Source organism: Mesorhizobium sp. WSM4850, assembly GCF_055811735.1.
This window is the reverse complement of the sequence record NZ_JBVVPV010000087.1, coordinates 1-9,735: the sequence shown is the minus strand read 5'-3', so window position 1 is coordinate 9,735 and position 9,735 is coordinate 1. Positions and strand designations below refer to the sequence as shown.

Below are 9,735 nucleotides of genomic sequence, written 5' to 3'. Positions count from 1 at the left end.
CCTCAACCCCCCCGGGGGGGGGGTCAAACCCCCTTTGGCGTCCCCGCCCCCCACCCCCCCCCCCCGCGCCCCCCCCCCCCCCCCCCCCCGCGCCCGGGTGGGGTCGTCTCGCGTCGAGCACTGCCGCAACGACCCCACCCGTCCATCCGCCTTCGGCGGCTGTCCACTCTCCCCTCAAGGGGGAGGGAAGGCACCCATCTTCGCCGCGATGCCGCGCATGACAGCCTCGTCGGCCGCCGCACGCGGCTTCCGCGATGCAACCAGGCAGGCCTGCGAGCGCAGGATGACGCCGTCCGCCAAAATCTTCAGGTGATTGGCGCGCAGCGTCGAGCCTGACGTGGTGATGTCGACGACGACATCGGCCAAACCCGCCGCCGGCGCGCCTTCGGTGGCGCCGAGGCTCTCGACGATGCGATAGACCTGGATGCCGTGCTTTTGCGAAAAAAACTGCTGCGTCAGCCGCCAGTATTTTGTGGCTATCCTGAGCCGCCTGCCGTGGCGCTGGCGGAAATCGGCGGCGACATCGTCGAGGTCGGCCATCGTATCGACGTCGAGCCAGATGTCGGGCACCGCCACCACGACATCGGCATTGCCGAAACCGAGGCGGGCGACGATCTCAGCGCGCGCCGCCCAATCGGCGAGGCTTTCGCGCAACAGATCCTCGCCGGTGATGCCGAGGTCGACCGAGCCCTGGCCGATTTCGCCTGCGATTTCCGAGGCCGACAGGAACGCCACCTCGACCGCTTCCACGCCTTCGATGCGGGCGCGATACTTGCGCTCGTCGCCGGGCAGGCTGACGGCAAGCCCGGCCTTGGCCAGCACCTCCAGCGCCTGCTGCTTGAGCCGGCCCTTCGATGGAATCGCCAGCGTGATCATTGCGCCTTCTCCCGCAACGCTTCGATGCGGTCGAGCCAGACGGAAAAGCCGACGCCGGGGATCGGCGTTTTCGCGCCGAGCAACGTCAGCAGCCGGTCATAGCGGCCGCCGCCGGCCAGCGGCCGGTCACCGTTTTCCGCCGCGATCTCGAAGACCAGGCCCGTGTAGTAATCGAGCGGACGGCCAAAGGCGGCGTCGTAGCGGATTTTTGCCGTGGACAGGCCAAGCGCTTCGATCGCCTTGGCGCGAGCTGAAAAATTCTCCAGCGCCGCGCCCAGCGAAACGCCGGCGCCGGCTGCGAAGGTTTCGAGCGCTTTTGCCGCGCCGTCGAGCGTCACATCGATCGCCAGAAAATCCTTAAGCGCCGAAAATGCCTCGTTCGACAGCCTGACGCTGCGCAGCTCGGCCTTTTCGATCAAGCGCCGCGCAATCTCGGTCGGCGACCGTCCGGCCGACGCCGACAGACCCGCCTGTTCCATGCCGCCGGCGATGTGCGAGGAAAGCGCTTCCAGATTGCCGTCGAGGACAAGGGCTGCGACCGCGCCGGCAAGCTGGCCGTTGCGCGGCGGATTGGCGAGGTCGGCCAGCGCTGCCTCCAGCATCGCCGCCGAACCGAAGGCGCGGGCCAGCCGCATGCGCCAGCCGCGCGGCAGGCCGAGTGCGGCGAGCACCGCCTCGAAAACAGTCTGGTCGCCGAGCGTGATCGTTGGTTCCTGGGCCGGCAGCACCAGCGAAAGCAGCGCATGCGCATCGGCCAGCGATCGGGCATCGGCCTGTGCGATGTCGCCGTCGCCGAGATCCTCGATGCCGGCCTGGAAAAACTCGTTTCCGCCCTCGCGGCGCTGGCGAAACACCTCGCCGAGATAGGAATAGCGGCGCGGCGTGCCGGCTTGACTGGCAATGTGGTCGAGGCAGACCGGGATGGTGAACTCCGGCCGCAGGCAAAGCGTCTGTCCGGTCTCGCTTTCGGTGAGGAAAATACGCCGGCGCAAATCCTCGCCGGCCATATCGAGGAACGGGTCGGCCGGCTGCAGCACCGCCACCTCGACCGCATGCGTGTTGCGCGCGGCGAAGAGTTTTGTGATGTCTGATGCGATGGCGGGGTAGCGGGAGGTCATTGATCGGTTGGGTGCGAGGCACCCCCCTCTGGCCTGCCGGCCATCTCCCCCTCAAGGGGGGAGATTAGTCTCGTCGCAGCCTTCGCCCTATTTTCAAGGTTGAAAGGTAAGTGCCGGCGGTACGGCTGCCAATCTCCCCCCTTGAGGGGGAGATGGCCGGCAGGCCAGAGGGGGGTGTTCACGCGCCGCCCTTCGCACGGTCGGCCGCCTGTGCCGCCAGTATCTTTCTTACCTCGCCAACCAGATCGCTTTCCGCCACCGTCACCTGCGCCGGACGCGCGGAGCGCCATTCGGCGTTGTCCACAATCTCCGCCGACATCCGGGCGCCCTCGATCAGGTCCTTGATCTGCACCTCGCCCTTCGCCCGCTCGTCGCCGCCCTGGATGATGGCGACCGGGCTGCCGCGGCGGTCGGCATATTTGAGCTGCGCCTTCATGCCGGCACCGCCGAGATACATTTCGGAACGGATGCCGGCGGCGCGCAGCTCGGCCACCATTTTCTGGTAGCGGCCGAGACTGTCCGTGTTCTTGTCCATGGTGAGCACGACGACCGGCGCGATCACGTCCGATGTATCGAGCTTGCCGAGGTTCTTCAGCGCCGTCATCAGCCTGGAGACGCCGATGGAAAAGCCGGTCGCCGGCACCGGCTCGCCGCGAAAGCGCGAGACGAGGCCATCATAGCGCCCGCCACCGCCGACCGAGCCGAAGCGGACGATTTTTCCCTCCTCGTTGGGAATTTCGGCCAGCAGTTCGGCTTCGTAGACCGGGCCGGTGTAATATTCGAGGCCGCGGACGACGGAGGGGTCTATGCGAATGCGGTCCGGACCATAGCCGGCAGCCAGGACAAGCGCTTCAATCTCTTTGAGTTCAGCAAATCCCGCTTCGGCCGTGGGGTTGGCCTCAAGTACTCTGTTCCATTTTCCTACATCGTTTTTGAGCCCAGCCTCGACGTGTTGGTTGTGAAGAACGACGGCGACAATGAACGCTGCTTGAACTTCGTCTAGCCCAGCCCCCTTTGTAAAATCCCCCTCGCCCTCTTTACCGCCGTCCCAGCGACCTTTGCCCAGCAAAAGCTTGACGCCTTCCGGTCCAAACTTGTCCAGCTTGTCGATCGCGCGCAGCACCTGCAACCGGCGCCCAGCATTCTCGTCGCCGCCAAGGCCGATCGCCTCCAGCACGCCGTCGAGCACCTTGCGATTGTTGACCCTAATGATGTAGTCGCCGCGCTTGATGCCGAGCGCTTCCATCACGTCGGCCATCATCATCGCCATTTCGGCGTCGGCCGCGACACCTGGCGTGCCGACCGTGTCGGCGTCGAACTGCATGAACTGGCGGAAGCGGCCAGGGCCGGGCTTTTCGTTGCGGAACACCCAGCCGGAGCGGTAGCTGCGATAGGGTTTCGGCAGGCGCTCAAAGTTTTCAGCGACAAAACGGGCCATCGGCGCGGTCAAATCGTAGCGCAGCGACAGCCACTGGTCGTCGTCGTCCTGGAAGGAGAACACACCCTCGTTCGGCCGATCCTGATCGGGCAGGAATTTGCCCAGCGCATCGGTGTATTCGATCAGCGGCTGGTCGACCGGCTCGAAGCCGTACAGCTCATAGACCGAGCGGATCGTCGCCATCATCTTCTCGACGGCACGGATATCCTCGGCGCCGCGATCGACAAGCCCGCGCGGCAGCCGCGCTTTCATCTTTTCCGATTTGTCGGCCATGGCATGGGTCTTTTCGCTAGGTAAAGCTGACTTGTTTCGAGTGGGCGTGTCCTAACCGATGGGGCTTGGCGCGGCAAGGGTTTGCTCCCTGCCTTCTCCCCGTGCGGGAGAAGCCAAGAAGCTGAAACAATTCCGCCATAAGCGCGGCATCGTGCCGACACAATCGCAGCCGATAAAGCGCGCCGAAACAAGGGGGTCGGGCCATGACCTTGGCGCAGAAATTCGACATCATCGACAGCCGCACCTGCGAACTGCCCGCCCAGTTGCGCCCGGCCGATCATCATGCACCGGGACCTGCAGCCCAAATGGCGGGACCGTTCGAGGTTGCCGCAGACAAGCGTACGGGGCCGACCATGCGCGATGCGCTGCTGACCAGCCTGCTCGTGATCTATCCGGCGTTTGCCACGATAGCGGCTATCGTTGCCGGGCTCTTTCTGGCGGGCGCCGGCGCTTGAGTTGTTGAGCGCCCGTTGCCTTCTCCCCTTGTGGGAGAAGGAAAAAGAAGGGAGCTACTTCGGCCTTTTGAACGCCTTGCGCTCCACCTCGACCTGCTCGCGGCAGACACAGCCTTCGAGATGGTCGTTGACCAGCCCCATGGCCTGCATGAAGGCGTAGACGGTGGTCGGGCCGACAAAGCTCCAGCCGCGCTTCTTCAGCTCCTTCGAAATCCGCACCGAGACTACCGTGGTCGGGTTGGCGCGCAGATGGGCGAGATCGACGATTTCGGGCCGTTCGTCCGGGCCGGGTTCGAATTTCCAGAACCAGGCCGCCAGCGAGCCGGCCTCGTCGGCCAATTCACGCGCGCGCCTGGCGTTGTTGATGGTCGAGACGATCTTGCCGCGGTGACGAATGATGCCGGCATTTCCGAGCAGGCGCTCGACATCCTGTTCGGTGAAGGCGGCGATCCTGTCGATATCGAAGCCGGCGAACGCCTCGCGAAAATTCTCGCGCTTGCGCAATATGGTCAGCCAGGACAGGCCCGACTGAAAGCCTTCGAGGCAGATCTTTTCGAACAGCCTGCGGTCGTCGTCGACCGGCCGGCCCCATTCGTGATCGTGGTAGTGCAAATAGTCCGGCAGATTGCCGTGCCAGAAGCAGCGCGCGATACCATCGGGTCCAGCGAGCAGGCCTGTCTTCTCATCCATGGCGGAATTCCATTGCTTAATGCGCCTCAGCGCTGCCTTTACCGCGGCTTTACCAGATTCCTGAACCGGCCGGTAACCACACCGAAAGCTTTACTGACAATGCAGCATTTTACGCATTCCGATTCACGTTTCGGTTGCTGCTCCGCGCCCAATGTTCGCGACATCGGGGACGCTTGTGCGCCCCGGCATGTTCGACGATCAGGGTGCGTTCCGATGAAGACATTTTTGTTCCCGCTGCTCGGCGCCGCAGCTGTGCTGGCCACTGCCGCTACATCCTCCAGCGCCAACGACCGCTATGCCGACAGGCCACCGGTGATGGTGAGCCCCGACCTTTCGGCGCCCTGGGTGCTGCAGCTTGGCCGCGCGCCAAGCATCGTCCGCCAGAACCGGCAAGAGGTGCAAAAGCCGCAGCGCCGTTCTCAGCGGCAGGCGCAACCGGCTCAGCTGCACACGGCGGCGGTGCAGGCGCCGTCAAAGAAGCGCATTATCGCGCGCCCGCAGATCAACCCGATCTATCTGCCGCAGGAAGTCGCCTATGACGGCCCGGAGAAGCCGGGCACGATCGTCATCGATACGCGGGAGAATTTTCTCTATCTGGTCGAGAACAACGGCAAGGCGCGGCGCTATGGCGTCGGCACCGGCAAGCCGGGCTTCGAATGGGCCGGCAAGCACAAGATCTCGCAGAAGAAGGTCTGGCCCGAATGGCGACCGCCGGCGCAGATGATCTCGCGCGAGGCCGCCAATGGCCGTTATCTGCCGACCTATGTCGCCGGCGGCGTCGAGAACCCGCTCGGCGCGCGCGCGCTTTATCTCGGTTCGACTCTCTACCGCATCCACGGCACCAACCAGCCATGGACGATCGGCGGCGCCGTGTCGTCGGGCTGCATTCGCATGCGCAACCAGGACGTCGTCGATCTCTATGAGCGGGTCGATGTTGGCACGACGGTTGTGGTGATGTAATCTGCGGTTGATTTTGTTGCCGAGTCTGTCAAGAAGTCTCGGGATCATCAGAATACGGGGGACGGGCCGTGTGGGGATACGGTCGGTCACGAAAGGGCAGCGCGGCAAACCGCGCTGCCCTTTCTGTTTCCGGGACGCCATAGGATAGTTTAGTTTGACAGGATCGGGTGGTACGTCGCGCCCGCGGCATGGCGGTTCGCATTCTCGCTGCCATTCTCCTCTGTATTTTGCTATGTCGGCTGCAACGCTTCCAGACAAAAGGCCTTGCTCAATGTCCCTGTCCGACGACAGCCGCTATCTCCGGGGCGGTCCGGTCGCCCAACGCATCATCGCCTCGGTGCGCGAGGATGCAGCGATCGCCACCGCCGAAGGCTTTCCGGCCAAACTGATATCGATCACCGTCGGCGACACGGCTGCAGTCGATGTCTATGTGCGCAACCAGCGCGCCAAGGCGGCACTGGCCGGTATCGGCTTCGAGGAAAGGCGGTTTGCCGCCGACATCACCGCCGGCGAACTCGAAGCGGCGATCCATGGCCTGAACGCCGATCCGCGCGTCACCGGCATCATCATCCAACGGCCGGTGCCGGTGCATATCCCGATCAAGACGCTGCAAGCGGCGGTGCATCCGCTCAAGGACGTCGAGGGCATGCATCCGGCCTCGATCGGCAACATCGTCTACAACCAGCTCGACCTCGCACCCTGCACGGCCGCCGCTTCGGTCGAACTGCTCAGGGAAACCGGTCTCGATCTCAAGGGGCTCGAGGTCGTCATCGTCGGTCACTCCGAGATCGTCGGCAAGCCGATCGCCTTCCTGCTGATGAGCGAGGGCGCGACGGTGACGGTGTGCCACCACATGACGCGCTCGGTGGCCGCGCATGCGCGGCGTGCCGATGCTCTGTTCGTCGCCGTCGGCAAGCCGCGGCTGATCAAGGCCGACATGGTCAAGCCCGGTGCGGCCGTCATCGACATCGGCATCAATTCCGAGATCGGACCGGACGGGGAGAGCCGCATCGTCGGTGACGTCGACGCCGAGAGCGTCAAGCATGTGGCGTCCTGGATCACGCCGGTGCCGGGCGGCGTCGGCCCGATCACCGTGGCGATTCTTTTGCGCAACACGATGGTGGCGCTCAGCCGGCAGCGCGCGCGCTACCATGCGACCTATGGCGTGGTGGACAAGCTCGCAGCGGAATAAGCCGGCAGCGCCGGTGGATCACTCCGCCGCAACGGCTGCCCTGCTGTCCGGAACGCCCTCCGGCTGCGGCCCGCCATAGGCCCAGTCGAGCAGCTTTATCGTGTGCACCACCGGCAGTTTCGCGGCGGACGCAATCTGGGTGATGCAGCCGATGTTGCCGGTGGCGACGATTTCAGCACCGGTCGCCTCGATATTTCTCACCTTGCGGTCACGCAGTTGAGCCGAAATCTCCGATTGCAAAATGTTGTAAGTGCCGGCCGAGCCACAGCACAAATGCCCCTCGCGCGGCTCTCGCACAACGAAGCCGGCCTTGGCCAGAAGCTCCTTCGGTTGGCGGGTGATTTTCTGGCCGTGCTGCATCGAGCAGGCGGAGTGATAGGCGACGATGGTGCCCGGCTTGCGCACCGGCTCGGGCAGATCGATGCTTGCCAGATATTCGGTGACGTCCCTGGCCAGCGCCGACACCCGCGCTGCCTTGTCGGCATAGGCGGGATCGAGGCGCAGCATGAAACCATAATCCTTGATGGTGGTGCCGCAGCCCGACGCAGTGATGACGATGGCATCCAGCCCGCCTTGGTCGATGGCGCGCGTCCAGGCGTCGACATTGCGCCTGGCCGAGGCAAGGGCTGCCGCCTCGCGGCCCATGTGATGCACCAGCGCGCCGCAGCAGCCCTCGCCCTCGGGAACCACGACCTCGACGCCGAGCCGCGTCAGCAGCGCGATCGTCGTGTCGTTGATGGCGGGATCGAGCACGGACTGCGCGCAGCCGGTAAGGATGGCGACGCGGCCATTTTTGCTCGTGCCCTGCCCGGCATGAATGCCCGGCGAAGCCATTGGCGAGGCCGCAGGAATCGACGCCGGGGCGAGCTTGAGCATCGCACCCAGCGGCTTCAGCGCCGGGAGCTTTTCCAGCAATCCGGCGAATGGCTGGCCGAGCTTTGCCAGCTTGAGCGCAGCGCGAAACCGCGAGGGATAAGGCAGGACCAAGGCCAGCATGGCGCGCGTCAGCCGATCGGGCAGCGGCCGCTTGTAGGTTTCCTCGATATGGACGCGGGCGTGGTCGACCAGATGCATGTAGTTGACGCCCGACGGGCAGGTTGTCATGCAGGCGAGGCAGGACAGGCAACGGTCGATATGGGTGACGATCTGCTTGTCGGCCGGTCGGCCGTTCTCCAGCATGTCTTTGATCAGGTAGATCCGCCCGCGCGGCGAATCCAGTTCGTTGCCAAGCGTCACATAGGTCGGGCAGGTGGCCGTGCAGAAGCCGCAATGCACGCATTTGCGCAGGATCTTTTCCGATTCCGCGACATGCGGATCGGCAAGCTGGGCAGCTGAGAAATTGGTCTGCATCTCGTACCTCCTAAGCCATGCGGCCGGGGTTGAGGATCGCCTTCGGATCGAATTCGGCTTTGAGCCGCGACGACAATGCTGCCAGGTGCGGCGCCTGCGGCTCGAACACCGGCACAGCGGCGCGATGCGAAGGGGCGGCGCGCACCAGCGTCGCATGGCCGCCGCCATACTGTCTCACCACTGCTCGCAGAAGATCGGCTTCGGGATCGCCATGCTCCATGCGCAGCCAGATCAGTCCGCCCTGCCAGTCATAAAAGGCATCGACGGCCGCCTGCATGCGCAGCGCCAGCACCATCTGGTGGCCTTGCGCCGGCGCCATCGACACGCGCCACACCGGCTTTTCCAGGCCGTCGGCAAACGGCGCACAATCGCGGATATCGCGCCAGACCGAATGCGAAGTCTCGCCCGAGATTTCCTCGAGCGGGCCGGCATTTCCGAGCAGATCTTTCAGCGCTGCGATGCGGTAGGCGACCGACGGGCCGAACCCCTCGACGCGCAGCAATGTCGCGGCGGTGCTGCCGAGACCGCCGCCGGCGACCCGTGCGGCAACGCGTTCGGGAAGATGGGCAGCACTCGACACTTCGGCGCTGGAACCGAGCGCCAGCGCCATAGCGGCCGCGGCATGATCGTCGAGCAGGCCGCGCACAGCCAGCGTGACTTCGGTCTCGGCAGCGGGCAGCACCTTGAAGGTGACGTCGGTAAGAACGGCAAGCGTGCCCCAGCTGTTGGCCATGAGCTTGGACAGGTCATAGCCGGTGACGTTCTTGACCACGCGGCCGCCCGATTTGAACGCCTCGCCACGCCCCGAAACCGCTGCAATGCCAAGAATATGGTCGCGCGCCGCCCCCGCCTTCAGCCGGCGCGGACCGCAAAGGTTCGCGGCCAGTACGCCGCCGATCGTGCCTTTTCCCTTTTCGCCGCCGAGCAGCGGGCCATAATCCAGTGGTTCGAAAGCGAGTTGCTGGCCGTTTTCGGCAAGTAATTTTTCGATCTCGGCGAGCGGCGTGCCGGCCTTTGCTGACAGCACCAGTTCAGCCGGCTCGTAGAGCGTCACGCCTGACAGTTTCGACAGGTCGAGCGTGTGCTCGGTCTGCAGCGGACGGCCGAGGCCGCGCTTGGAGCCATGGCCGAGGATTTCGAGCGGCGTTTCTTCCGCCGCCGCCCAGGCGACAGTGGCGAGAGTTTCGGCGGTGGTGGCGGCGGTGAAGGTGGTCATGGCTGTCCTGGGCGCACATCGGCCGCAGACCCCCTCTCCGTGGGGGGGGGTGGGCGGCGCCCCCCCGCCCCCCCCGGGGGGGGGGGGGGGCCCCCCCCCGCCCCCCCCCCCCCCCCCCCCCCCCCCCCCCCCCCCCCCCCCCCCCCCCCCCCCCCCCCCCCCCCCCC

At 65.3% G+C, this 9,735-nt stretch carries 9 protein-coding genes; 3 read left to right on the top strand and 6 right to left on the bottom strand.

Going from position 1 to position 9,735, the window contains the following annotated elements; all coding sequences use genetic code 11:
* Positions 1-174 precede the first annotated feature (174 nt).
* The 3 genes from hisG to hisS form a co-directional block, all read right to left on the bottom strand.
* On the bottom strand, positions 175-876 hold the full coding sequence (gene hisG / locus AC0L2Z_RS34195; RefSeq protein WP_023800357.1) for an ATP phosphoribosyltransferase: 702 nt from the start codon (positions 874-876) through the stop codon (positions 175-177).
* Positions 873-1,994, bottom strand: a complete 1,122-nt coding sequence (locus tag AC0L2Z_RS34190) for an ATP phosphoribosyltransferase regulatory subunit (RefSeq protein ID WP_473630488.1) — start codon at positions 1,992-1,994, stop codon at positions 873-875. The genes hisG and AC0L2Z_RS34190 overlap by 4 nt, the downstream gene beginning before the upstream one ends.
* 178 nt (positions 1,995-2,172) lie before the next feature.
* On the bottom strand, positions 2,173-3,705 hold the full coding sequence (hisS, locus tag AC0L2Z_RS34185) for a histidine--tRNA ligase (RefSeq protein WP_128166181.1): 1,533 nt from the start codon (positions 3,703-3,705) through the stop codon (positions 2,173-2,175).
* A gap of 203 nt (positions 3,706-3,908) precedes the next feature.
* Here hisS and AC0L2Z_RS34180 point away from each other — a divergent pair, with 203 nt between their 5' ends.
* Positions 3,909-4,160, top strand: a complete 252-nt coding sequence (locus tag AC0L2Z_RS34180) for a hypothetical protein (RefSeq protein WP_473630487.1) — start codon at positions 3,909-3,911, stop codon at positions 4,158-4,160.
* Positions 4,161-4,214: 54 nt separating this feature from the next.
* Here the strand turns inward: AC0L2Z_RS34180 and AC0L2Z_RS34175 are convergent, their stop codons facing one another.
* Entirely contained in the window at positions 4,215-4,850 is a 636-nt protein-coding gene (locus tag AC0L2Z_RS34175) for a DNA-3-methyladenine glycosylase I (RefSeq protein ID WP_128175214.1), read from the bottom strand.
* 213 nt (positions 4,851-5,063) lie between these two features.
* Here AC0L2Z_RS34175 and AC0L2Z_RS34170 point away from each other — a divergent pair, with 213 nt between their 5' ends.
* Both AC0L2Z_RS34170 and AC0L2Z_RS34165 read left to right on the top strand, forming a co-directional pair.
* Positions 5,064-5,810, top strand: coding sequence for a L,D-transpeptidase (locus AC0L2Z_RS34170; RefSeq protein WP_473630486.1), 747 nt, complete (start codon positions 5,064-5,066; stop codon positions 5,808-5,810).
* Positions 5,811-6,081: 271 nt separating this feature from the next.
* Positions 6,082-7,002, top strand: a complete 921-nt coding sequence (locus AC0L2Z_RS34165; RefSeq protein ID WP_128166173.1) for a bifunctional 5,10-methylenetetrahydrofolate dehydrogenase/5,10-methenyltetrahydrofolate cyclohydrolase — start codon at positions 6,082-6,084, stop codon at positions 7,000-7,002.
* Positions 7,003-7,020: 18 nt separating this feature from the next.
* On the opposite strand, the gene glcF is transcribed toward AC0L2Z_RS34165, so the two are convergent.
* Both glcF and AC0L2Z_RS34155 read right to left on the bottom strand, forming a co-directional pair.
* Complete coding sequence (glcF, locus tag AC0L2Z_RS34160) at positions 7,021-8,352, bottom strand: glycolate oxidase subunit GlcF (protein WP_287238001.1); 1,332 nt, start codon at positions 8,350-8,352, stop codon at positions 7,021-7,023.
* Positions 8,353-8,362: 10 nt separating this feature from the next.
* Positions 8,363-9,568 carry an FAD-binding protein gene (locus AC0L2Z_RS34155; protein ID WP_473630485.1) on the bottom strand — a complete coding sequence of 402 codons (1,206 nt, stop codon included), beginning with the start codon at positions 9,566-9,568 and terminating at the stop codon, positions 8,363-8,365.
* Positions 9,569-9,735 lie beyond the last annotated feature (167 nt).

What these genes read in the sequence shown, in the direction of transcription:
- AC0L2Z_RS34175 (WP_128175214.1), bottom strand. Translation starts at nt 4,850, where the DNA reads ATGGATGAGAAGACAGGCCTGCTCGCTGGACCCGATGGTATCGCGCGC.
- AC0L2Z_RS34155 (WP_473630485.1), bottom strand. Translation starts at nt 9,568, where the DNA reads ATGACCACCTTCACCGCCGCCACCACCGCCGAAACTCTCGCCACTGTC.
- hisS (WP_128166181.1), bottom strand. Translation starts at nt 3,705, where the DNA reads ATGGCCGACAAATCGGAAAAGATGAAAGCGCGGCTGCCGCGCGGGCTT.
- AC0L2Z_RS34170 (WP_473630486.1), top strand. Translation starts at nt 5,064, where the DNA reads ATGAAGACATTTTTGTTCCCGCTGCTCGGCGCCGCAGCTGTGCTGGCC.
- hisG (WP_023800357.1), bottom strand. Translation starts at nt 876, where the DNA reads ATGATCACGCTGGCGATTCCATCGAAGGGCCGGCTCAAGCAGCAGGCG.
- glcF (WP_287238001.1), bottom strand. Translation starts at nt 8,352, where the DNA reads ATGCAGACCAATTTCTCAGCTGCCCAGCTTGCCGATCCGCATGTCGCG.
- AC0L2Z_RS34165 (WP_128166173.1), top strand. Translation starts at nt 6,082, where the DNA reads ATGTCCCTGTCCGACGACAGCCGCTATCTCCGGGGCGGTCCGGTCGCC.
- AC0L2Z_RS34190 (WP_473630488.1), bottom strand. Translation starts at nt 1,994, where the DNA reads ATGACCTCCCGCTACCCCGCCATCGCATCAGACATCACAAAACTCTTC.
- AC0L2Z_RS34180 (WP_473630487.1), top strand. Translation starts at nt 3,909, where the DNA reads ATGACCTTGGCGCAGAAATTCGACATCATCGACAGCCGCACCTGCGAA.